Here is a 23,867-nt window from a genome sequence, read left to right as displayed (position 1 = left end):
CAATATAACCAAGAGTCTTATGGATATAACATTAATTCGCCTCAATTCCTTAGGAACAGAACGGATACATGGAATATTAGAGGATATTAGAGTATTTATATTTCTTCCAGGTGTTATTACCAATACTCTCAATTCGTTACTGCTGATACTTTTATGCATTGGTTATCTTTTTAGCCTTTCTGTAATGGGAGCACTTATTATCGTTTTATTGATATCGATAATTTCGTACCTGTACTTTTCGATGAGTAAAAAGTTGTCTGCTCAATTACTCGGGCTCAGAAACAGTAATGATGATTTCAATAAATTTACACAAGATATATTGCAGGGATTTAAAGAATTAAAAATTAGTGCAGCAAGACAATATAACCTATCATATAATTTTATTATTCCCAATAGAAATGATGCCAAAGAAACGGATATATATATCAGCAATAGTTTCAGCGCCATTAATGTTCTTAGCCAGTATGGCCTGTATTTTATTTTCGGAGTAATTCTGTTTGTGTTGCCATTTATTGGCATAGTTTCAATTGATAAAGTGGTTTCATTCATTGTGATCTTGCTATTCATGTCAGGCCCCATAAACAGAATTATCACGATGCAGAATCTTTATATGAGAATAGGGGTTTCTCAAAAGAGGATAAGGAAGTTCTTAAAAGAAATAGACATCAGCTCCACTTCCGATAAACAAACTGCTATTCCTTCCACTCTCTCTTTCAATACTTTGGAATTTTTGCAATGTGTATTTCATTATAACTCATTTACATTGGGGCCGATAAATCTCAATATCAAAAAAGGAGAAGTAATATTTATTGTTGGTGGAAACGGCAGCGGCAAAAGCACATTTATCAATTTACTTACGGGATTATATACTCCTTCAACAGGAAAGGTCCATTTGAACGGAAGCGATATCTTGAATGATATAGAAGGTTATCAGAACTTGTTATCAACCATATTTACCGATAATTATATTTTTTCTCAGAATTATGATAACTACCAGGTTAAAGAGAACGCTAAATATATTGAGTATCTCAAAATGATGGAAATGGATAGTATTATAAAAAATGATGACGACTCTTCAGTCAGGAGAAAGTTTTCCAAGGGTCAAAGTAAGAGAATATCCATGATTCTTGCCCTGCTTGAGGAAAAGCCCTTGTTAATATTGGATGAATGGGCAGCAGATCAGGATCCGCATTTTAGAAAATATTTTTATGAAAATCTTATTCCTTTCCTTAGACGGCAGGGAAAAACCATTGTTGCAGTTACTCATGATGACAAATATTTTAAACATGCTGATAGAATTTTAAAGTTCGAGTATGGTAAAATCATACAGGATATTACTGTCGAAAAAGAAGAGGATTCAGCAATAGTAAATATTTAAATCCATAAGAATTATTTTCTTTTTGAGTAGTGTAAATAGAAGTATTGACATTATAAAAGAGAGATAAAACATGCCTGAACTATTAATAAATATTAATTTTTTAATCTGATACAAATGAAATTTTTTTTAGCATTCTTCTTATCATTATCCTGTAACTGTATATATGCGCAGTATAAAATAACAGGAAAAATTTTTGATAAAAATAACAACCCTTTGCCTTTCGTGGATGTAAAAGCAAATAATACCAGGATTACTAAAGTCTCACTTACAGATAAAGATGGTGTTTATACAATAAATAATCTTCCGGCTTCAGATTATGAAATTACAATCCATACATTATTGTCCAAAGAAATTAAGAAAAGTGTAACGGTGACAGATAAAGATTTGGATTTGGGGATTACATTTATAGATCAAGAGAAAAACCTGCAGGAAGTTGTTATAACTGGTCAAAAAAAACAGCAGGTAGAACAGAAAATAGACCGCCTGGTAATAAATGTTGAAGGAACCCCAATAGGGATTTCCGGATCGGCTTTAGAAGTTCTTCAAAGATTACCGGGAGTAGAGATAGGTTCTAATGGCAGTTCAATTACACTGAACGGAAAATCGGAAGTAGGAGTATTGATAAATGATAAATTAACCCGAATTCCCATTTCTTCCTTAATCCAGATTTTAAGTAGTACAAATGCAAAAGATATCGAAAAAATTGAGCTTATTTCAATCCCACCGGCAAAATACGATGCAGAATTTACCGGAGGGCTAATCAATATCAAACAGGTTAAAAAAAACACGAAAGGCACTAACGGAAGTATCCTGGCAGGGTTGGGGTTTGGAAAAAAAGATAAAGAGAAATTTGGGATTAACTGGAATGCGCGCAATAATAAAATCAATTTTTATGGTGATCTGAACTATGATAGGAATAATACACCCAGAACCTTTACAAATTCTGGTACAAGCCGTTCTTCTGATCAATCTGTAACCAGTAATTTTACCGAAACATACAGGGATCCCATTATTACCGGTTATTCAGGACGATTAGGATTGGATTATTATATCAATAGTAAATTTACGTTTGGAGTATTGGTAAATGGAAATTTAAATAATTTTAAGCAGGAGGCAAGCGGCTTTAATATAAAAAACAATCTGAATAAAAATTACTATACGGGTTTATTTAATGATGAAGATAGTGATAGAAATTTATTCACTTCCAATTTAAACCTCAATTACAAAATAGATTCCCTGCAGGTGTTAAACTTTGATGTGGACTATCTGAAATACCTCAACAAAGCACCTAACAATTATAATAATCATTATTTTGATGAAAACGGGGCTTTAGAAAGAAATGAAATATTTTCTGTTACAAAGAACACCCCGGTAGCTGTAGGAGTTGGTAAAATAGATTACTCCAGAATACTTAGTGAAAAAATTAAATTAGATTTTGGCGGTAAGTATACTTATTCAAAACTAGACAATACCGTATTAGTGAACGACCTTATTGATGGACAATATGTTCAAAATAATAACTTGAGTGAAAAATCAAACTTAACCGAAAATATATCAGCTACATATTTATCGGTAGATTGGGGGGCTGATGAGAAAACAAATATTAAATTAGGGTTACGTTACGAATACTCCACACAGAAGCTTGATTTACTCAGTGCTGGAAATGCATTGGATACAAAGCTAAGCGAACTATTCCCTTCGTTATTTTTTTCGAGAGAGATCGGAAAAAAATCTAGTTTACAAGCCTCTTATGGAAGAAGAGTATCGAGGCCTACTTATTTTGATCTGGCTCCTTATGTATTATTTTTAGATCCCAATACGTTTTATTTTGGGAATATCAGGCTAAAACCTTCAATTAGTAATATTTTGTCCCTAAACTATAAATTCCAAAAATATATAGCAAGCGTAGAATATTCTCATGAAAAGAACTCAATTGCAAGATCTCAAATAGTTTTCTTACCTGAGTCTTCCCAACAACGTTTAACATCTCTTAATCTTGATTATTTAAATACTTTAACCTTTTCAATAAACGCACCATTAAAAATTAATAAATGGTGGGAGATGCAGAACTCTTTCCAGTTATCTTACATTAATCAGAAGATTGATGCCCAGAAAAACGATGATTATTTTTTTATAATACGCACTACACAAACATTCAGTTTACCTAAAGATTTTTCAATTCAGCTGTTTTCTGCCTATAATTCGAACCGTTTATCAGGCGTAAGCAAAATCAAACAATATCAAAGGGTAAACCTTAGTTTAGATAAGAAAATAAAAAAAATGAATAGCAGTATACAGCTAAGTTTTAATAATGTATTTGGTCAAAATTACAGCTTTGAGTCTTTTGAAGCCAATAACAGCTCTTTTGTAAAATACAGCTACGAACCAAGGATCATCAGGCTTACCTATATTTATAATTTTGGAAACTCTAAGCTCAGCAAGCAAAGAAAAAGAGAAGTATCTTCTGAAGAGATCAAAAATAGATTAGATTAAACAACAGAATAATGCTTAGAGAAAGAATAGAACAGATCAACCAGGGAATAGAAAAAGTAATTAAGAATAATCCAGATATCAAAGCCCTGATGTCCGTAGGTAGTTTCTCACAGGGATATATGGATTCGTTTTCAGATTTAGATCTGTATGTATTTACTACAATACCCAGAAAATACATGAATTATACGGATGATAGCTGGATTTCGCCTTTAGGCAATATGATTTCAAGGAGGGTTTTTAGAGATTCGGGCGAAGGTGTTGATAAAAATAAAATAATCCTGGATAATGGCTTAATGTATGATATAACAATAATAGACCTCTCGCGATTCAATATGATTAAGTATTATTTCATGTTGAAAAAATACAGATTAATAGGTGTATTGCCTGAATTTTTGAGCAGATTATTGTCTGGAAATATTATCAAATTTTACAGTACAATACAAAGAGGTTACAGAATTCATGCTGACAAAATTAATTTGGAAAAAACACTTATTGATGCAATCAATTTTTCAAAAACAAAAAGCGTTACACTAACGGAAAAAGAGTTTTTGAAGGGGTACAATTTTTTTTGGCAATCCTGTTATACGGCATCTGTTAAATTAATAAGAGAAGAATTTTATTATACCTTGCTTGTTTATGACCACTATTTAAAGAAAGAATTAATAAGGATGATTGAACAAAAGTGCTTGCTTGAAGAAAAGGAAAAAGATGTTTATTATAACGGCCATAAAATTAAACAATGGGGGGGAGAAGACCTATACAGAAAACTGGTTAGTACCTTACTTAAGGAGGATATAATTTCTATGCAGAATGCATTGATACAAACAGCAGAGCTTTATCAGCATTACTCAGCACTAGTGGCAGCTCATAATGGATTCAACCTCAACGTTGAGTTTGAAAAATTTGTATTAAATTTTATTAAAAATATAGCCATTCCGGAATGTGAATATGGCATCAAAAGAAAATTTCAATGATAACCAGGTAAATACAACAGATTGAATATTCGTTATAAAATAATGCCCCAAAATGCTAAGTATATAATCAATAAGATATAAGAGAAAATCAGACCATAAATCAGCTCAATATTCTTAATGGTATTTCGTTTGACAAGAACCAAACCAAAGCTTACTAGTGTACTAAAAATGTATATATAAGCGAGATAAATAACAAATTCAAACTTCTTGATAAGACCAAATAACAAAATGTAAATATTTTGGTTGGTAGTTTGAAGGATTCCATAGCTTAAAGACAAAAACAACACGATACCTAGAAAGGAATTAAATAAGATAAGAGAATATAATGTACGGTTTTCGGTTGCTTTTAACTTGGGAATTAAAATAAATATAGAACTTATAATCAGTAACAAGGCGATAATCAAGGACGATAAAAATAACCAATCAGGTTTATTAAAATTTTCTGCCAATTTAGCTATCCCTTTATTATAAAATATATGATGTGAAACAAATTGAACTTCGGGAGCTTTATTATCAGTTTCAACAGCTGAACCGCTTATAAAACGCGCCAGCATCTGTTTTCCTTCTTTAGAGAAGCTAGTTCCATGCCCGTATGGCATTTTTACCAAATAGCTGTTTTTTAGCTGCTTAGCAAGTTTTTCTCCGTTTGATAAGGGGGTAATCGGATCATACTTCCCTGCAAAAATCAAAGTTTTATATGTGCTGTCTTTTTGTTTATCCTTATCGCTTGTGGGTTTTTGAGCAATCCCCCAGCTTTGACAAACGAATAAATCCGAGCGGTAGAATAATAGTGCTCCGTTTTTATCCTGCTTTTTTGAATTTTCATCAAAAAGAGAAATACTCTGATTATTATATACATCATTGCACGTTACACAATAATAGGTTCCGAAATCTCTTTTCAGCGACTCAGAAAAAGATTCCACAAGGCTGGATAATACATTTTTATTTTCTTTATTAAATGCGTCTATTATTAATGGAATAACCTCTATCAGCTGTTTGTTATAAAGGGATTGTTGGATAATAAGTTTAAAGTCATCTGCATTATAGGTAAAATGCCCACCAGCGATGATTTTTTTATCTACACTTACTGAAAGACCTTTGCTGTTCAATTTATTAATTACCGAGTTGTACTCTTTTTCCAGATCTGGGAATTTACTTTTAGAATCTTTAAATAATAGATATAAACTATTAAGGTAATTAGAAGTGTTTTTGCCGTAATAATCAGATAATCCGGAAATAGGAGAGTCTAGAATTAGACCTTTAACATCGCCAGGGTATGTTTTGGAATACAGCTGGGCAATATACGTTCCATAAGATAGTCCGTAGATATACCACTTATTAATTTTTAATTCACTTTTTAAAGTATGTATATCTTGAGCAATATTATTACTGTTGTATTCATTGGGGTCTATTTTTTCTTTCAGAAGATGTTCTTTACATTCCTTCGAAATATCTACAATAGCGTTTATCTCTTTATTTCCATAGATATCTTGACTGAAAACATTTAGTATTTTTTTTCCAAGATCCGGGCAGAGGCTTGGTTGGGAGAATCCTGTTCCTCTCAGGTCAATCAAAATTATATTAGCTTTTTCTCTTAGTGGATGATGAAGCCATTTTTTTATAGCACCAATTGACCACCCTCCCGGACCTCCCGAAATAAAGACAATATTTTCATTTGTTTTTTTTAGACATAAAAGTTGGGCGACTGCCAATTTTATTTTTTTATTAGGATAATTCCAATTTTCTGGAACACTAAAAGAATAGTATCTGATGTCTTTATTATTTACTTCTTTCCAATCCGGGAAAAATGTATTACAAATCTCCAATTTAGTTTTTGGGTTTTGAGCGGCAGTCGTTAGAGAAACAAATAGAGATAGAAAAATTAAAAATTGGCGTATCATAAATAAAAATATAGTTTAAATATAGCAAGATTACAATAATATTTATATTTTTATTATATTTATACTAATAATTACTTTTGCAATAATATTCTTTTTAATAGCGTTTAATCCTATTATCCAATAATTTACTTTCAGTCCTGGGTTTGAACAGATCAAGTCATATACTTATGGAGTAGTCGTGTTTTTTTGATTTAGACATAGAGTTGAGTAAGCCTGAACAGGAAGAATTCAATGTTTTTTACTCCTTTAAATTGACTTATGAATAATATTTCTGTTCTGTCACTGGGACAATATTATAGAGATACAATAAAAGAGTAGGAAGAAGCATTTAAAAAATTTCAAGAGCCTGGAAACTTCGATATTTGGCCATTTTTTAAACAAGCAGATTATGATGAACAATTAAAGCACCAACCATTTTTAATTGGGCAATAAAGATTGGCTTAAACCAAAGAAGCTTCTTGTTTTGCTGGTGATCCCGCTGCGATGTGAACTTCGTTCAATTTTCAGCGTTTAAAGGCTATCTGGAAGGTTTTTAAAAAGCGACTCACCGAATCGCTCACCTTTTATTTCGATACGTTTGAGCTGCAATTGCTATTTTCCAAATTACGTAATATCAATTAAGAAGCATAATTATTTATGATCTCTAAATTCCCTGATTTTTTCCAACTCAATTACGTCGATTTGATCTTTTGGTCTATTTACAGCTTTCTTATTAGTTATTAGTTGGTTGATATGCAAAAAAGGGACTTTTATATCTTCAAAGACTGCAATAGAGGCGAGGTCAAGACATTCCAAAAAGGAAAGGGATTCTAGTCCTTTCATAGAGGTCATAATATCCAGTTCGATTGCATTATCTATATAGATGCTTGTCCATCCAGATACGAATTCCATCGTTTCAAAAGAAGGAAAATCACCATAATCTAATTCATTAAATGCAGCCCTGAGATTCTTTCTATTATCCAGGGTATCGTACAACCAAATATCCAGGTCATCAGTACTTCGGTTAAAACCATGAAATCTAGTAGCAAATCCACCAACCATAATATATTTTACATCATGATTATTTAAAGAACTCCAAAATCGCAGTAATACTTCATCTAAAACGTCCATATAAACTACTTATGAATTATCACTGCCTTATTGAAAAGATTATTTGTGCGTAACATTTTGGTAAAGAGTTTAAGTTTATCAAAATCAGAACGAAATATATCTTTATTTAGACGCTCATTATCAGATAATTCGGTAACGCATGTTTTTGGAAGTTCGTTAAGATTGTCTTTAGTTTCTTTTTTCATATCGCTCCTAAATTATATTGCAATTTACACATACCATCTGGATTACACAATCTCAGTTAGGTATAATAACTAAGTTTAATGGTATCCAAAGATGTCTGCAAATTTATGATAGGCTTCCTGTTGTTTATATAGATCGTAACACAGGAATGAAGGATCAAGTCATAAACTTTTGGAGCAGGCTCATTTTTTAAGCATAAATTTTGACACGCTCAACAGAAAGTCTTTGCTGTCACGGATGCTCTTATGTCTCTGGAAGTTGCGCTGAAAGCTTTCAATTTGCATGAGAATGACTCGGGGGAAACAAGGCCGGGCTGTTCGTAAATAAATTCAAAATAGCTAAATCATAAAGCTATATCGTCCGGGTACTGCCCGGGTACTGCCCGAGTACTCGTTAGGGTAAGAGCAGTGCTAAAGTAACGCGAGAGCATGGCAAGTCTAAGTCAAAACAACTAGTTGAAATGACTTAGACTTGCCATAGTTACAGCCCGTTTACAACCTGGTGTCATCCCGACCACCACTCAGGCATAACCAAACCATAACTAGTTGAAGATGAATGAAATTATAATTTCCCCTTTGACTAACCCATGGACAACTGCGGACAATTGCAGACAGCTGCGGACAATTACGGCCATTTTTTACGCATCAGGATAATCTTTAACGCGAATAGCTTACATTGGTGAAAAGATATTTATTATGGGAAGTTTAACGGGTAAATTTTCAAAGGGAATCCTTAACGATTTCATTTTTAAAGCAGCAGTTTGGCGTACAGGTTGTTTCAAAAGTTCTGTACCGGGCAAAAGGAAACAAACAATGGAAATCCAAAGGCATCAGAGAACTTTCGTCAAAGTAGCCAGCCTGGAAAAAACAGGATCTTTCCTGCCGCTAAGAATTCCGCTGAAGAGTTGACCGACCTCTTATCAAAGTAATCAGGAGCGTTTAATAAGGATAAACTGAACTATAAAATCAGGAAGTAATCAGCTGATTAAAGAATCGTAACCAGCTGCTTTGAACTCAAAAAACATCAAACCCAAAACTTGAAATTTAATCCCTGATCCACAAGTTTATGACTTGATCCGGAATGAAGTTGAAAGTAGCAGGAGATAGAAATATTCTTTAACGCAAAAAGCCTCAATTTGCATTGAGGCTTTTGTGATCCCGCTGGGATTCGAACCTAGTCCAAATATCAGGGTTTATATAGTATTTAGGGCGGTTTTTAAATTCGACTCACCGAATCGCTCACCATTTATTTCGATACGTTTTAGCTGCAATTGCTATCGTAAAAATACAAATTTATAAATAAAAGATCAAGTTTATTTAATATATAAAACTGTTAAACAGGAAGTTTACTAATAAAGCTTGAGACTTTTAATCAATGCACCTTTACAATTCTACTAATAGGACTTAACGATCTTTTTAGCTAGTAAGTATTTAGTTGCTTATCAAATTATTTTTTTCTGATTTACTTCTTTAAGGAAGGTGAAAAATAGCAACTTGTGCAAGTTCTATGGCAAAATTTTTTTAGTATACTATGATATTAAATTACTATCAATTTTACTGATAAGCTAAAAGAAAAAGATAACTTATTTGATTTTGTATTGTTTTCTTCAATAATTAGACTAATATCAAGCTCTAGACAACGATTTCCTAAACGTAATCAATTCTTCGTACAGATCTGACAATGCACTAAACTGCTCATCCTCCTGAAATTGAAACATTATTTTTCGCAGCTTAATTAATTCTGACCTAACTTCTTGTTTCTCAATTTGTCCTTTATCTATTAAAATTTTAAGTTTAGCATAAGTATCTGAAGCAATCAAAACCTCATTTTCAATATCAATTACCTTTTGGAGGAACTTGTGAATTATATGTTGTTCACCAAGTTCTATTAATACTATTTCATTGTTTAAGTAAATATTATTTAGTAGGTCACTAAAATTTTTTCTACGTGATTCAATTATTAAAACTTCACTGGGAATATTTTTGTCTTTATAAAGTTCAACTATTTTTTCATCTAATTCTCCTTCCATCTGTGCTGGACTGCGTAAAGCTACTATGTAATTTCTTGCTCTGGTTGATATAGTGAGTGCATTTACTATTGTATTATGCCTTTTTTCATTTCTCCAAGTATTTAAAGCCCTGTAACCAATAATAAAGGTAGCCATGCTTACGCAAAATGTTAAAAATGATGCAATAAAGGTTAGCCAGTCGGATATATTAGGAGCTTCAAAATATAGATGTATCATAGGATTGTATTATTAGGGTGTATGTAGCTAAATTACAACTCTCGTAGCTCATTCTAAAATTACATTTTTTTGGAAGTTAAAAGCTAAATCGTATTATGATAAATTGAAAGTAAATTATTCAATTGTTTTATAATATTGTGTAATTTATGAGGTATTTTTACATATGATGTAAAAGAAAAGAAGGTTGTTTTTACGCGAAAGTAATACTCAAAAATATTATTCTATGAACCAACAAAATCCTGAAAAACTCAGTCCATCACAATTTTATCGACAATTACGACCTGAAAATTTTTCTGATTCTGAAGAGATCACTGAATTTAAATTGCCGAAGGAGGTATTAGCTTTTGAACTTGATAAATTATCTACCAATCAGAAGCAAGATGAATTCGAGGTTTTTTGCAGACGTTTAGCAGAGAAATTTGTCTGCCCGAATTTAATTCCCCAGGTAGGCCCTACAGGTGGTGGAGACGGCAAAACTGATTTTGAAACGCATCCTGTTTCTATATATATTTCTGATAGATGGTTTATTCCCGAAAATGGCTGGGAGAAAGATGAAAAGTGGGCTTTTGCAATAAGCTGCAAAAAAGCCTGGAATCAAAAGATGAAAGATGATGTGAAAAAAATATTTGAAACAGGAAGAGAATATACAAAGATTTTCTTTATGACAAACCAGACACCATCTAGTAAAACGAAAAAGGATATTCAGGACAAATTATATCTCACCTATAATGTTGAAGTGACAATTTTAGATGCCAAGTGGATGCTTGAAAAAATCTATGAGAACAATTTAACAAACCTTGCGGTAGAAAGTCTCAACCTTTCAAATTCATTTAGAGAAGATAAGAATTTAATTGGCAAGAACGATGTTGAAAGAAAGAAAATGTTGGATGAAATTGAACGAAATATTAGTAAACCAAATAGGTACTTTGAATATGATTTTCAATTAGTAGATGATGCAATAGAAGCAGCAATTCTTGCAAGAATGCTTGAACTGCCAAAAGATGAGGTTCTTGGTAAGTTTGATAGAGCGATAAGGCTATCAAAAAAAGTCAATAATGAAAAGCATTGGATAAGAATTTATTATCAATATGCTTGGACCAGCTTAAATTGGTATGATGATTACCAATTATTCATCGATAATTATAAAAAATTTAAAACTATAATCGATAAAAATTCTAGCATCAATGAATTAGAAAACCTTTATACACTTTACAATCTACTTAAAAATGTTAAAAGTTTTGGTGATTTTGATTTAAAAAACGCAGGGATAGATATTTTAGAAGAACGATCATTTCTAATGAAGATGCTCACCCACGCTAGCATAGATGAACAACGTCCTGCCAGTGCATTGTCGGCAAGAACTTTCAAGGCTTCGGAAGAATTGTTTGATGCAATTGTTAAGGGCGAAGAGTATCAAAAATATATCATTGAAATAATTAACATATTTAATAAATGTGAAGGGTTTTTAGACTATGACTTTGACTCGTTTAAAGAAACAATTTTTGTATTAGGTGATGTGTTATCAAAAGATTCTGTTTTTGACGAATTAGTAGATACTGTCGCATTTGTTACAGAAAAGCGTACTTCTGAAGTTGCAGCAGGAAGAACTTTCTTTAATAGGGCTGCTGAAAAATTAGATGCGAAGTTACATAAACAAGCAATCGTTTATTTTGGCAAAGCAGTAATAAAGCTAGCAAAGGACGAATCTCAAGAAGGAATGTATCTTTCATTAAGGGGGTTGGCTGATGCTTATGCTAATATTGGATTGTTGTGGGCAGCTAACAGTTGTTTAATTGCAGCAACAGCAGTTGCATTCAAACCTTGGTTCCAAAATGGCACTATTACAAAAAGAGCATATGAATGCGTCAATGAGCTTGCAAAGAATGAGTTGTTTATTGGAAGAATACCATCTATAATTAATTGGTTCGAATTATTACGGGTGCTATCCCATCAACTCAATCTTGAACAGCATGATAATGATATTCCAGATCAAAGGCTTATCGACTCATGTTTAGCAGTAAGATTAATGAATTCAGATTCTCAAAAGCTTTCTGGTTATCTACCAAAAATTCTTAAGGAGCAAGATCTGTGGATTTCTGAGGATGCAGCACTTTATGCTTTAGGACATATTGATGTCCTAATGGATGAAACTGCAAAGGGAATGGGCTTAAAGGGTGAAAGTGAATTGCATGAATACTTTGAAAAATTGGCAGGTCAGCCTTTTAAAGAGCAAATTATTTTTGAAACCAACATGATGAATGATGAAAGTCTACAGATCAATAGCCGTATTCTAGGCTGCAAATTTATCATTAGTTTTTCAAAGAATAATGATTTAGTCTTTGTTGCAGAAATGATAATGGCATTTTTGGAAGCATTTCTAGCAACATCTTTGGATGGGGTATATCCTAGTACTGAAGAAATTTTAATAGAACTAGTTAAAACGGACTCAGAAGAATTGTTTGTGAAAATCCCAAGGGAAAACCCTTCAGAATATACTTATGAAATTGGACGTTGCAAATATCTACTTGGTGATGGCCAAAAGCTTTGGACGATATTCTTAGAATTACTGACTGAAATAGTTGGTAAGAATTTCTTCTTTAAAGATGTAAAATCTTATTTTGATCAACTTTTTGATAAAGAGGAAATTAGAGAAAGATTGGCATTGATATTTGAGCATAGAAAATTTTCTAACAATGTTTTAGGAGAAAAACCACAGCTCTTTCTAAGTGATAGGATAAAAGATGGATTTATCGAATTGCCCAAAATTGCTATTAAGATAAATGACACTTTAAAAAATAATCCTTCAGAACAAAAAGACGTGCAAGAGGAAAATGGCATCTTAAATTTTGATAAAAATCATCATAACCAAAGACATGTCAGGTCAATAATTGAAACCCATCATTGGGACGAAGCAGTGTGGAAAGCATTTGGGAATGCCTATTACCCAGATGGCAGATTTGTCTTGTTTTTTGCATTTGAAAATATCGTAGCAGGTGAGAAAATATTTGAAAATTGGAGAAGGAAGTTTGGAGAAGAAGATACGGATGATGTGATTAGGTTGACAATTATAACGGGCATTGATGAGAAAAATCCGTTTCATTATAAAATTAATATTTCCAAGAATATTAATTTTTCCGATATGAAGAATGGTGAAACCTTTACTATGGTATCAAGGGGGCTAGGTGTACACCCGTCAGCACCTACAAACCTAAATAATCTATTAAGTATCTTTAATTATCAAAAAAAATTTTTATTATGCCCAGCTGAATTTGACCCAATAACCAGCAAAATTGATATTCGATGGAGTAAAGCAATTCTTAAGCGCAACCTTGTCGTAAAAGAGGCATGGGAAATTGGGATAAACGATCCAGATAGATCAGCAATCATAGATGGAACAATCCCTATCATACCTTTAGAGAGAAAGTCCGATGCTCCAATACTAAAAGTTCTTGAAGAAAAATATAAAATGAGGAATAAATGATTTATGAATTCTATTTTGCCATAACAATAAGATTGCATCTGTCATTGCTAACCAATAAATGGCTTATTTTCATCCCAGCTTAATAAGGAAACAGTTTACAATTCATCATTTATACTTATGACAGAAAATCAACTACATAGTACTGAAATGGAAGTCTCTAAAAAACTGATAAAACTTTTATCAAAAATTGGATTTGATGTTCATTTCAGCGACATACACCTAAGAACTAGGAATCCAGATTTCATTGCCCAAAAAAGAATTGATGGAACTGCCTATAAAATTGCGATTGAATTAAAGGCTAGTTCCAACATTAATGATGCAATAAGAAATGGCATAAATACACTAACACAAGTAAATTCAGCAAAGGAATATGATAAATTGCTCTTGTTAATTTTAAACAGAAATACTATTAAAATAAATAATGCTTTGATACGGCATTTCCTTATTGACAATCCGACAAATCTTGAAATTATTAATCTTGAAGATTTAGAAAGATGGTCACAAACGTTGTCAAATGAGCTATCACTAAAAGAATTAAATGAAGTTTCTTACTATGTCAGACAATTAAGTAAAAAGCTAATTGAACTGGTTGCAAAGAATCCAGAAAACTTAAAGAACTTGGAATGGCGAGATTTAGAGCGAACGATTTCTGAATTATTTGAAGGTATTGGGTTTAAAACGACGTTGACACCAGGTAGTAAAGACGGAGGTAAAGATATTATTTTGGAATGTACTATTGACAATATCCAGAAATCGTTTATTATTGAAATCAAACATTGGCGAAGTGGTCAAAAGGTGGGACAGAAAGCAGTGAAAGAGTTTACCAATGTAATTATTAATGAAAAAAGAGAGAAAGGGCTATACCTGTCCACATATGGTTTTACCAGTAACTATTATGAAAGCCTAAGTGAAAAACAGAAATCTCTAATAAGATTTGGCGAACAAGAAAAAATTGTAGAACTCTGTCGAACATACGAAAGAATTAATAACGGAATTTGGAATCCAATTAATACGATGGAAAATATATTGTTTGATAATACAATCGACTTGAAGAATAAATAGATCCAGCAAAAGGGTTAAAGATCAATTGCCAAGATAAAGAGTATATATGATGTAATAGATTTTATTACTGAAAGGTGGGACAAGTTTGTCTAAGAGCAGCTATTTGCTGCAAGAGAGGTGATTTCGTTTTCTTAGAGTATATATAATATGTCTAGACATTATATTCAAGAAAGAGTTTCTGTTTTTTTGAAATATTCCTATGACAATTTCAGACATGTAAAACTAACTGCCGTTTAAAAAAAGGCAGTTAGTTAAATACTACCAAAATAAGAGAAGTGCAGATCCGATATAGCATTAATAATAACATCAAGCCGCTCTTTATCGTAGAACTGATGATTTAATTGTGGGATTTACGGACATCGTTTTACTTATTTAACTGACAATCAATCCAATAATTTTGATCTCTGATTCGTTCATTTAAAGGGTCATACATTTCTCCAACTTCCTCCCAAAGTGGTGTTTTATCAGCTAAGTGTATATTTCGGGGAAAGTGACCCTCTCATTCCGGGCCAAACTGGCCACTAATCTGTCTGCCGAGATGGGTAGAGAATGCTGTCAAAGCATGACCAAATATAATTAAATCTTACTAATCTCTTTTCTCTTGCCTTGAATCTTACCTCTTGAAATATCAAAATAGAATTCCTGATTCCCCAGGAGCGATTTAATTCCATTACTAAGTATCCGATCTTAAATCTAAATCCCATCAGCTTAAATAAGCCGTTTTAAGCTATCCAATTTTTATAAATAGCCATGACCCTTACTTATAGTTTGTGATTTGGTTAGGAGCCAGAATTTGCGGTTTTACAAAAGATCCTTGTACACTATACCTGGATGGTAAAACTGGCTTTTATGTGTCAAAACGACCACTTTGGCCCGAAAAAAGATGGTCAGTTTGGAGCGGAATAGCTCGTCAGCTTAAATCCGGAATAGGTGATCACTTTTGTCGGATTACCAAGTTTGATAGGGAAATGGAGCGGGTGGTTCATTTTTAGGAAATAAATGAGACTCTCCAATATAAGCCATACTTTACATAATCGCAGTTCCTCCAAAATGATAGACAGAGGTATCATTAAAATATAATGTGACTTGCATAATCGGTTCACCATTTGGTTTATTTATAGTCGATTCGTTAATCTTGATATTACATATGGGAGTTTGGTAAGTAGAGCCAGTGTCGCCATTTAATACCTTCATGTAATCAATATTTGTTTGCACATTGTATTCATTGTCTATAGGAAGAATCGGTACACTAAAAGTTTGTTTCCCCCTTTTAATAGCTAAATTGGCAAACCGAATATATTCTACCATTCGATTAATGTTTAGTAACCCATGACAGGTGGCTATGTCTTGTATATAATGCATGTATTCATGAAAATATATACTTGCTGCTTTTCTGCTTAAACTATTAAAATCAAGAAAAGACTCGTCACTTAGAACTTCCATTTTAAAAAAGGAAGTCAAATAGTGACCGGCCGAAGCTAGGAGTTCGATGTTTTCCATTTATATTGTTATATAGTTGGGATTTCTTAAGATATTTATAAGTTTCTTGAAGAGTATAGGATTGTGCATTGGGTTTAAAAACGGTTTTAAGATGCGCTCATTTAAAACCATAGATCTTCTGATAGTGTATTTTTTCTATCCGCAAAAGCAGTATTAAAATAATTACCTGTATTCAGTGCAAAGAGGTCGGTTATTTTTCCTCCTTCCATTTTTCCGAACAATTCTACTGACTTGTCAGAATATAGGTTTTTCAAAGTATCTGTTCCCTTATTAGTCCCATTCGCATCAGAAAAAATTCTACTATTTAAAATAAAATCTAGGGTTTTTGTACTAGCAGCAAACTTATTGTCTTGAGTCTTATGACCTCCACGTTTTGAGTAAGTCCAAAAACTATCATCAAGAACGGATAAAAAATACCCAAGAAATACAAAACCAAGATTGGTTTCAATAAAATGAGAAAGCGTTGAAATGCTTATTTTTTCAAATGCATTTTCCTTGCAAAAATGTATAATATCTTCTTGAGTTCTTAAATAGTTCATATTCTTTTGTAAAGTTAATATATTCTTAACTTCACAAAAATTAACTTTTCGCTTATATGGTTAGAAATATTGACTTTGTTCCAAATAATGTTTTCCTGGCTGATTATTTAGAAAATGAGATTCCCATAAAATCTTTGGAATCTGTTTCACGGATAAATTTTTTTGTAGGTGCAAATAATTCGGGTAAAAGCCGCTTTCTGAGAAATATGGCGATAGCATTTAAGAAGTATCAGTCGCCCGATTTTAGTAATCCTGGAGTGACATTCCCTGGTGAGAAAGTTCCTACTCAGATTACTCTATTACGATTAAACTCTGATGATCTTTTGAAAGATATTGAAGCGCTTTTAGCTAGAACGCGAACGGTATCTAAATCGCTTTATGAGGTTTTTATTCAGAAAATTGTTCCAGGAAAGATGCTAACTGAATTTGATTTGATGAATGTGCTGGATCAGTTTGTTGCTTTTAGTCATCCGAACTCAAAACATCTTTCTGGTTTTAATGCAACCGAAATGGCTGAATTGGCAGATATCCAAAAAGAATTTAAGACTTATGTAGAAGACAAGTTGCCTTTGCCTGCTGGTCAAGGGTCCAGAGTTACTTATATCCCCGCATACAGAAGTTTAAGGCGTTTTAAAGAATACCCAAAAAAGAATGATAACCCTTATAGGGGATTTCCATCTCAACCAGAACTGTTCGAAAAGATAGATGATCCAATTATAGCAATCAGGACTGCTCTTGATTATTTTTTTGAAAAGGATAAACCGGCGAGTAAATATGAAAGTTCGCGAGGGTATGAACTAAAACTTCCTGTTGATTGCATCTTTTCTGGCGAAACACTTTATGAAAAAATAGCAGAACTTAGGAATGGGAATGAAGATAAAAGAGCAATTTTGACTGGTTTTGAATCATTTTTAAGTAAGAAATTTTTTAATGGCAAACGATTAGAACTCAATGCTATAACTCATGATGATATCCAGGATCTATTTGTTAAAATCGGGGAAGAGAAGGAGTTTCCTATCTTCCACCTTGGGGATGGTATTCAGGCTGTTATCTTACTCACATTTCCGCTTTTTTACTATCGAGGTTACCATCACGTTTTATTGTGTGAAGAACCAGAACTCTACCTTCACCCTGGGATGCAGCGTATATTTGTCGATGCGCTGCGTGCCTTTCCTTATACAAAATCTTTTGTAGTAACCCATTCAAATCACATACTAGATACTTCATTGGATTATAAAGCAGATATTTCAATTTTTTCTTTTGAAAAAATGCTTAAAAAAAATAAGCCAGTATTTAAAATACAAACGCTTTCCTCACCTGGATTGTCCATATTGAATATGTTGGGGGTTCGGAATTCCTCTATTTTTCTCTCTAACTGTTGTATATGGGTAGAGGGTATCTCAGATAGGGTATACTTGAAGAAGTATCTTGAATTATTAATGGCCTTTAAAAACAACGATAATCAGGGTAGAATATTTTCTGAAGATTTGCATTATTCTTTTCTTGAATTTGGTGGCAATCAGGTGGTTCATTACGATTTTGCTGAAGAAGGCACGGAGCATAATGATAATAAAATAAAAGCCATTAAAGTAACCAATCGTTTGTTATTGATTCATGATCTAGATGAAGGCAAGCAGGAAAGGCATAAATTATTGGCAACGGAACTTGGAGAACAATATATTGCCCTGCCCGTAAGAGAAATTGAAAACCTATTGACTCCTTCCGTACTCCGAAAAACCTTGCAAGCTTATCAAAAGGACGAAGAAGGGGAACCACTTATATTTAATGATTTTTCACAGGAAGACTATGTTATGACACCTATTGCAAAGCTGATCAAACAAGTGTTAGTTTCTGGTGCACTTAAGAAAATTTGTTCCGAGCCTTCTAAAAGCCAGACTCCTAAACTAATTAATAAAGCTGATTTTGCATTAACAGCTACTGGTGCAATGAAAACTTGGGACGATGTTTCTGAAGATGGCAAAAAATTAACAATACAAGTGTATGAATTTATAAATAGGCATAATATTCTCTGAAATTAGTCGCAAAGTTTGTGAAATGGGGTTTGATGATGAACTGCATGCATTTTACGTGTCACATTTTATGTAACAAATGATGATAGTTGCGATTATAAAGGAGAAAAAACTATGCAAAATTAAAAATACGCAACAAAGTGATCAAAATTGATGAAATTGGAATCTTTCAGACTGCATTGTAAATTAATAATTGGCTAATCATATTTAAAGAAGCACACACATAGATATCTGCAGGGTTTTATTTATAATTATTATCTACTTTAAGCATTTGTTAATTATCTATATTTGGATTACTCAACGCTTTAATTCAGATGGCAATTTCACCAAAGAATCAAAAAATATTATGGGCTAATGCAGCAGGTTGTTGCTCCTTTCTGAATTGTGGAATTCGACTGACACAATCTAATGAAAATAATACTTTCTATGTGTTTGGAGAAATGGCACATATTTGTGGCGAAAAGGAAGGTGCAAACAGGTACAACCAGTATCAATCAGATAAAGAAAGAGATGACTATAAGAATCTCATTTTATTATGCCCAACTCATCATTCTGTAATTGATAAAATAGAAAATGAAAAAGAATATGATGTAGATTTACTTCATCAGATGAAGGCTTCGCACGAAAAATCTATCGCTAATGCGTTGGCTTCTATTCAAATACAAAGCAAATATGAACTGGCAAATAAGATTTATCCATTAATGCTTCGCAATTATGAGTGCTTTATAAACTATGGTCCAAAATCAGAATTAGCGAGGCGAAACCCTCAAAGCTCTAACCATAAACTTTGGCTCACAGAGAGATTAGCTACCGTTGTGCCAAATAATCGAAAAATGTATGCATTATTAGAGAATAATTTAGGCCTATTTGATGGTAATGAACAAGCCGTTATAGAGAAGTTTTTTATCCATGTGCGAGGATATGAAGCATGGGTTAAAGAGGAAGTATCGTACGAGGGAATCGTAAGATTTCCGGGAGAATTTGAAGTTTTAATTAAAAAATTAAGCAATGCCAGCACTAAATGATTCTTTTCCGTGGCTAGCACATGCCGGAAATTATAAGTTTTTCGAAGATAAAATGGACTGTCACTCTCAAGTTTTGAAACTTGGAAATATAGGGCAAGGACTATATGAAATTACGCTAACAGATAGGATCCTTAGAGTTTTTATTTGTGAATGCTATTCCTTTAGCATCGCAGAATATGAAGAGGTAGTTCAAAATCTTGGGCCAGTTGATGTGATTATTATAAATTCCATATGGTGTGGTTATACTACAGACGCAAAGTTTCATTGTAGAAATAAAAGAATAGGTTTATTTGATATCAGAGATTTTATGGCTTCGTTGAACCGAACCGATTTTTGGTTATATCTTGATAAGTCTGATACTGAAAGATACACAAAACAAGGGCTTTTATGATATCAATAGAGTTATATGGGTTTGGTTCGTACTTCAACAGCAATAGAGAAATTGCGAATGACATTGACCTATTGATATTATCTGAGGATGTCTGTACTGATAGTATTAATTTTTCAATTCAATGTAAATCCTACCTTATACAGATGTTGCAAAGTGCTCATGTAGTAATGTTATCAAAGTCTGAAGAAAAAGATCTTGATTTTAAAAATAAAAGCAAGGCAATATTCTTAAAAAGAATTTTTCCAGAACAAATGGATTTTCAGTTATCTAATTTTGTACGCCAATTAGACTAAATCATAGTTGTAAATAATTGTTTTTGTAGGTAAGTAATGATGGTTTTATAAAAATTTATTGTCTGATACGAAGTGTTTAATTTAATTTTGAAGCAATATTTAACGTGTCCTGAATAGTTGAATTATTTTATAATTTGTTTAAAGTGTCAGTGTTTTTTGAACACCAAAATACTCTACTAGAGATAAACTCTTTTTGGCATATCTCTAGTAGAGATAAAATTTGATTTTTATACACATCAAAAAAGCCCTCCTAGAGATAAAACCTGTCTCTAGCTAAATTATTCTTTATTAGGTTTTTTTGGCTATATGCTGTTAAAAGGTAGATTAAAGGAAGTTTTTAGTCGATTTTATTTTTCCGGGGACGCTTATATTTTAACTTAAAATCTCTACTATGGGGTTCACTCAAAACAAGTTGTTCCAAATCAGCTATTTTCTTCAAATCATCATAAAACTTTTTTGACTTTACTCCATTGTCGAGTACCAAGCCGGAGTTAGCTTAATTTAGACACAGAGATTTTTGCTTCAAGTGATTTTAATAATTTTTTACTCTTTACTAGATTCATACCTAGTAAATCCTGCCCATCTAGCCATAGCTATTCATAAACACAATGTTGAATAGGGGATTCATGCCTACTTTTAGAAGATAATTATCATTAACCTTACTTAATCATTTCGGACCTGACTCAAGCTGATCACTTGGTTTTATATCGTCCTAATATATCCTACATAAATTATCTAAGTGTCTAGCAATCTCACCTGGTCTTTCTACAGCTATTAGATGATCTCCACCGATAACTGACAGCGGCATTCCTGCACTTTCAGCAGAATTTGGACTTTGCACCAAAACCTTTCCACCGTTATGTTTAATCATTTTTGCACCACTCAATCCGTCATTGCCTCCGCCTGAAAGTATAATGCCAATTGCTTTTTCCTTAAAATCAATGGCAAGAGATTCAAAAAGGGTATCCACACATGAATAAATGGAATTGAAACACTTGATTTTAGTCTTTTAGGAAATGACGCTGATAAAATCCCATTGTTAGTCAGTAGCCAAGTAAAATTGAGATTTGAAGTTGCAAATTTACTAGGGGTATATGAGGTTCAAAATCCAGATACAATTTTCCGGTTTAATAAAGGCGTTCAATTTAATATGGTATATCCATCTTTAGAGTCTTTCAACTTAGAATGGAAAAAAATTAGTACCATTTTAAGGGCTGAAATTCTTGAATTAGACAATGAAGATCTATTCACCTACTCGGAAGACGATCCCGAAATGAAAGGCACTTTTGATCTGTTATCAGGTATTATTGAAAGAGAGGCTACTATTATTTCAATATTAAATACATTATTGATTTAGATCTAATTTTTCATTAATTTATAGCAAAGTCACATATAATGCTTATTACTCTAAATAGTTTAAGGAGGTAATCACTTTAAGTTATTCCCTCCTTAAATTCATAAATTTGGTTTATATGATTTGCGGAAGTGCAGTCTTTTTAAGTTGTTCGTCTGCATCAAATAATAAGTGCTTGGAGAGGTTCATTTTTTTACTAATTCTTTTCTTTTTGATCCTAGCATATCTTTGTGTTGTTCTGATGTTCTTATGTCCGAGCATTTTACTTACATCTTCTAGGGGGAAATCCATAATGTTGAGCATCAAATCGGCAAAGGTATGTCTGGCTAAATGGCTATTAAGAGGCCGAACAATTCCACATAGGTCAGAAAACTCCTTTAAATAACAATTGTACCTGAAATTGCTGTTTACGGGAATTAATTTTTTATGAAATATGCAATAAGGATCGTCCTTATATTTTGCAATAATTTCCTTGATTATTGGGAGAATCGGCACCATTTCGGTGACTTTTGTTTTACCTCGTTCCTTGATTAACCACTTTTCATTTTCTGCTCCGACCTTTACAATGTTTTGGGGTGATAGATTGTATATATCTTGGTAGGCGAAGCCAGTGAAACACTGAAATATAAAAGCGTCTCGTACTTTTATAAGCCTGTCAATGCTAAGATTCTTGCGCCAGATACTTTCGACCTCAAACAATTCTAAAGGTAGAATTTCAGGTTCTTCGGATCCGCATCTAAATTTCTCTATCGGATTATTAATAATCCATTTATTAGCTTCAGCGATGTTGAGCAATTGTTTAGTGTTTTTAATCTGTTTCATAACTGCAGCCTCCTGAATGGATGGTTTTCTTTTAAAAATTAAGAAGGTATGAAATTTATGAGCAAAGGATTGGTCTATTTCTGAAAGTTTAAGATCCTTTGATTTAAAAGTGTGTGTAATAAATTCAGCTATCTTTTTCTTTGTCGATTTCCACTGCTTTAAAGTTTCCTTTGATCTCTGGTTTTTTTCCACTAGTAAAGAGAAGCTCTCAATATGAAGAGAGGCCAATTCCAGTAAGGTTGGAATCTTATCTTCAGTTTGTTCCTTTTTTCCGTTATAATCTATAGAGAGGTTTCTATAACTTTTCCGGAGCATTGCAGGGCTTACTACCTCATGCAATGATTGTAGTATGATAAAATGCTTTTCAAGCTCACATTGTATCCTGTTTAATGCAGAATTGATGCTTTTTGCTTCTGGACAAGGCAAGATCCTTTTCTTTTCCATATCCCACCTATAACTAGGAATTTTTTTGCTGTAGAAAACTCTATTTGTTTTCCATCAATGGAAATTCTACAGATAATAGGAGCATAGCCGTTGATGTCAGCTTTTGATTTACGGTGCCAAAAAAGAATGGACAGGTTTTGGTTACTTTTCATTTCTCAATCTGTTAAAGTTAAAAACTTGTTTATGGCCGGATAACCCGGTAACAGCTTGCTCTTTGATAATTTGGAGTCAAATGAATCTTTTTGACTGGTGCCCAAACTTAGCAATTAGAATCGGGCACCAGTTATGGCACCAATCAGATTGGTTTAAGTTGGTATGAAATGACTTATTATTTTTTGAAAAACGCCTTTGAAAAAACATTTTAAACGAAAAGCGCACCATTTGGTGCGCTTTGTGTGATCCCGCTGGGATTCGAACCCAGGACCACTACATTAAAAGTGTAATGCTCTACCAGCTGAGCTACGGAATCAATTAATTCCTTTTGTTTAAGGAGGTGCAAAGATAGAAATTAAATATTAACATGCAATTAAATGTGAAAATAATTCAATAAAACATAGAACTATTTATCCTTCCAAACCTAAAATGAGAAAGGCGGAACAATTCCGCCTTTCAAAATAAAGCTGCAAACTATATTAAACAATC

Annotated in this window: 18 protein-coding genes and 1 tRNA gene; 11 read left to right on the top strand and 8 right to left on the bottom strand. The window is 32.8% G+C overall.

The features are described from left to right. Positions 1-19: 19 nt before the first annotated feature. The 3 genes from AB3G38_RS07040 (at position 20) to AB3G38_RS07030 (ending at position 4,845) form a co-directional block, all read left to right on the top strand. Complete coding sequence (locus AB3G38_RS07040) at positions 20-1,378, top strand: ATP-binding cassette domain-containing protein (protein WP_367867787.1); 1,359 nt, start codon at positions 20-22, stop codon at positions 1,376-1,378. Between the two features lie 114 nt (positions 1,379-1,492). Next, positions 1,493-3,871, top strand: a complete 2,379-nt coding sequence (locus AB3G38_RS07035) for an outer membrane beta-barrel protein (protein WP_367867786.1) — start codon at positions 1,493-1,495, stop codon at positions 3,869-3,871. Between the two features lie 11 nt (positions 3,872-3,882). Next, positions 3,883-4,845, top strand: a complete 963-nt coding sequence (locus AB3G38_RS07030; RefSeq protein WP_367867785.1) for an aminoglycoside 6-adenylyltransferase — start codon at positions 3,883-3,885, stop codon at positions 4,843-4,845. Positions 4,846-4,877: 32 nt separating this feature from the next. On the opposite strand, the gene AB3G38_RS07025 is transcribed toward AB3G38_RS07030, so the two are convergent. Then, positions 4,878-6,746, bottom strand: coding sequence for an alpha/beta hydrolase (locus tag AB3G38_RS07025; protein WP_367867784.1), 1,869 nt, complete (start codon positions 6,744-6,746; stop codon positions 4,878-4,880). Positions 6,747-7,376: 630 nt separating this feature from the next. Then, positions 7,377-7,856: a hypothetical protein gene (locus tag AB3G38_RS07020; protein WP_367867783.1), complete on the bottom strand. Its 480-nt coding sequence runs from the start codon at positions 7,854-7,856 to the stop codon at positions 7,377-7,379. 878 nt (positions 7,857-8,734) lie between these two features. Here AB3G38_RS07020 and AB3G38_RS07015 point away from each other — a divergent pair. Then, entirely contained in the window at positions 8,735-8,947 is a 213-nt protein-coding gene (locus AB3G38_RS07015) for a hypothetical protein (RefSeq protein ID WP_367867782.1), read from the top strand. Between the two features lie 716 nt (positions 8,948-9,663). On the opposite strand, the gene AB3G38_RS07010 is transcribed toward AB3G38_RS07015, so the two are convergent. Beyond that, positions 9,664-10,284 carry a hypothetical protein gene (locus AB3G38_RS07010; protein ID WP_367867781.1) on the bottom strand — a complete coding sequence of 207 codons (621 nt, stop codon included), beginning with the start codon at positions 10,282-10,284 and terminating at the stop codon, positions 9,664-9,666. 223 nt (positions 10,285-10,507) lie between these two features. Between AB3G38_RS07010 and AB3G38_RS07005 the strand changes: the two genes are divergently transcribed. Both AB3G38_RS07005 and AB3G38_RS07000 read left to right on the top strand, forming a co-directional pair. Continuing rightward, the gene (locus AB3G38_RS07005) at positions 10,508-13,765 is read left to right on the top strand and encodes a hypothetical protein (protein ID WP_367867780.1); all 3,258 of its coding nucleotides are present in this window, start codon (positions 10,508-10,510) and stop codon (positions 13,763-13,765) included. A 117-nt stretch (positions 13,766-13,882) separates the two neighbouring features. Beyond that, the gene (locus AB3G38_RS07000; RefSeq protein ID WP_367867779.1) at positions 13,883-14,827 is read left to right on the top strand and encodes a restriction endonuclease; all 945 of its coding nucleotides are present in this window, start codon (positions 13,883-13,885) and stop codon (positions 14,825-14,827) included. A gap of 1,026 nt (positions 14,828-15,853) precedes the next feature. Here the strand turns inward: AB3G38_RS07000 and AB3G38_RS06995 are convergent. Together AB3G38_RS06995 and AB3G38_RS06990 are read right to left on the bottom strand one after the other, a co-directional pair. After that, positions 15,854-16,327, bottom strand: coding sequence for a hypothetical protein (locus AB3G38_RS06995; protein WP_367867778.1), 474 nt, complete (start codon positions 16,325-16,327; stop codon positions 15,854-15,856). A gap of 101 nt (positions 16,328-16,428) precedes the next feature. Next, a complete protein-coding gene (locus tag AB3G38_RS06990; protein ID WP_367867777.1) occupies positions 16,429-16,866 on the bottom strand; it encodes a hypothetical protein in 438 nt (145 codons plus the stop codon). Positions 16,867-16,922: 56 nt separating this feature from the next. On the opposite strand from AB3G38_RS06990, the gene AB3G38_RS06985 reads away from it, so the two are divergent. The 4 genes from AB3G38_RS06985 (at position 16,923) to AB3G38_RS06970 (ending at position 20,605) form a co-directional block, all read left to right on the top strand. After that, on the top strand, positions 16,923-18,899 hold the full coding sequence (locus tag AB3G38_RS06985; RefSeq protein ID WP_367867776.1) for an ATP-dependent endonuclease: 1,977 nt from the start codon (positions 16,923-16,925) through the stop codon (positions 18,897-18,899). 311 nt (positions 18,900-19,210) lie between these two features. Then, positions 19,211-19,921, top strand: coding sequence for an HNH endonuclease (locus AB3G38_RS06980; protein WP_367867775.1), 711 nt, complete (start codon positions 19,211-19,213; stop codon positions 19,919-19,921). After that, positions 19,905-20,312, top strand: a complete 408-nt coding sequence (locus AB3G38_RS06975) for a hypothetical protein (protein WP_367867774.1) — start codon at positions 19,905-19,907, stop codon at positions 20,310-20,312. The genes AB3G38_RS06980 and AB3G38_RS06975 overlap by 17 nt, the downstream gene beginning before the upstream one ends. Continuing rightward, the gene (locus tag AB3G38_RS06970; protein WP_367867773.1) at positions 20,309-20,605 is read left to right on the top strand and encodes a hypothetical protein; all 297 of its coding nucleotides are present in this window, start codon (positions 20,309-20,311) and stop codon (positions 20,603-20,605) included. The genes AB3G38_RS06975 and AB3G38_RS06970 overlap by 4 nt, the downstream gene beginning before the upstream one ends. Before the next feature lie 712 nt (positions 20,606-21,317). Here the strand turns inward: AB3G38_RS06970 and AB3G38_RS06965 are convergent. Continuing rightward, positions 21,318-21,575 carry a chemotaxis protein CheB gene (locus tag AB3G38_RS06965; RefSeq protein WP_367867772.1) on the bottom strand — a complete coding sequence of 86 codons (258 nt, stop codon included), beginning with the start codon at positions 21,573-21,575 and terminating at the stop codon, positions 21,318-21,320. A 90-nt stretch (positions 21,576-21,665) separates the two neighbouring features. Here AB3G38_RS06965 and AB3G38_RS06960 point away from each other — a divergent pair, with 90 nt between their 5' ends. Next, a complete protein-coding gene (locus AB3G38_RS06960; RefSeq protein ID WP_367867771.1) occupies positions 21,666-21,962 on the top strand; it encodes a hypothetical protein in 297 nt (98 codons plus the stop codon). A 111-nt stretch (positions 21,963-22,073) separates the two neighbouring features. Here the strand turns inward: AB3G38_RS06960 and AB3G38_RS06955 are convergent, their stop codons facing one another. Beyond that, entirely contained in the window at positions 22,074-23,225 is a 1,152-nt protein-coding gene (locus tag AB3G38_RS06955; RefSeq protein WP_367867770.1) for a site-specific integrase, read from the bottom strand. Between the two features lie 396 nt (positions 23,226-23,621). Beyond that, positions 23,622-23,694, bottom strand: a tRNA-Lys gene (locus AB3G38_RS06950). Positions 23,695-23,867 lie beyond the last annotated feature (173 nt).

This window comes from Pedobacter sp. WC2423, assembly GCF_040822065.1.
Classification (GTDB): domain Bacteria; phylum Bacteroidota; class Bacteroidia; order Sphingobacteriales; family Sphingobacteriaceae; genus Pedobacter.
The sequence above is the reverse complement of the archived record's forward strand: the minus strand, read 5'-3'. Positions and strand labels throughout refer to the sequence as shown.

Bases quoted from the DNA above. Each gene is read 5' to 3' on its own strand.
- AB3G38_RS07040 (WP_367867787.1), top strand. From the start codon at position 20: ATGGATATAACATTAATTCGCCTCAATTCCTTAGGAACAGAACGGATA.
- AB3G38_RS07035 (WP_367867786.1), top strand. From the start codon at position 1,493: ATGAAATTTTTTTTAGCATTCTTCTTATCATTATCCTGTAACTGTATA.
- AB3G38_RS07030 (WP_367867785.1), top strand. From the start codon at position 3,883: ATGCTTAGAGAAAGAATAGAACAGATCAACCAGGGAATAGAAAAAGTA.
- AB3G38_RS07025 (WP_367867784.1), bottom strand. From the start codon at position 6,746: ATGATACGCCAATTTTTAATTTTTCTATCTCTATTTGTTTCTCTAACG.
- AB3G38_RS07020 (WP_367867783.1), bottom strand. From the start codon at position 7,856: ATGGACGTTTTAGATGAAGTATTACTGCGATTTTGGAGTTCTTTAAAT.
- AB3G38_RS07015 (WP_367867782.1), top strand. From the start codon at position 8,735: ATGGGAAGTTTAACGGGTAAATTTTCAAAGGGAATCCTTAACGATTTC.
- AB3G38_RS07010 (WP_367867781.1), bottom strand. From the start codon at position 10,284: ATGATACATCTATATTTTGAAGCTCCTAATATATCCGACTGGCTAACC.
- AB3G38_RS07005 (WP_367867780.1), top strand. From the start codon at position 10,508: ATGAACCAACAAAATCCTGAAAAACTCAGTCCATCACAATTTTATCGA.
- AB3G38_RS07000 (WP_367867779.1), top strand. From the start codon at position 13,883: ATGACAGAAAATCAACTACATAGTACTGAAATGGAAGTCTCTAAAAAA.
- AB3G38_RS06995 (WP_367867778.1), bottom strand. From the start codon at position 16,327: ATGGAAAACATCGAACTCCTAGCTTCGGCCGGTCACTATTTGACTTCC.
- AB3G38_RS06990 (WP_367867777.1), bottom strand. From the start codon at position 16,866: ATGAACTATTTAAGAACTCAAGAAGATATTATACATTTTTGCAAGGAA.
- AB3G38_RS06985 (WP_367867776.1), top strand. From the start codon at position 16,923: ATGGTTAGAAATATTGACTTTGTTCCAAATAATGTTTTCCTGGCTGAT.
- AB3G38_RS06980 (WP_367867775.1), top strand. From the start codon at position 19,211: ATGGCAATTTCACCAAAGAATCAAAAAATATTATGGGCTAATGCAGCA.
- AB3G38_RS06975 (WP_367867774.1), top strand. From the start codon at position 19,905: ATGCCAGCACTAAATGATTCTTTTCCGTGGCTAGCACATGCCGGAAAT.
- AB3G38_RS06970 (WP_367867773.1), top strand. From the start codon at position 20,309: ATGATATCAATAGAGTTATATGGGTTTGGTTCGTACTTCAACAGCAAT.
- AB3G38_RS06955 (WP_367867770.1), bottom strand. From the start codon at position 23,225: ATGGAAAAGAAAAGGATCTTGCCTTGTCCAGAAGCAAAAAGCATCAAT.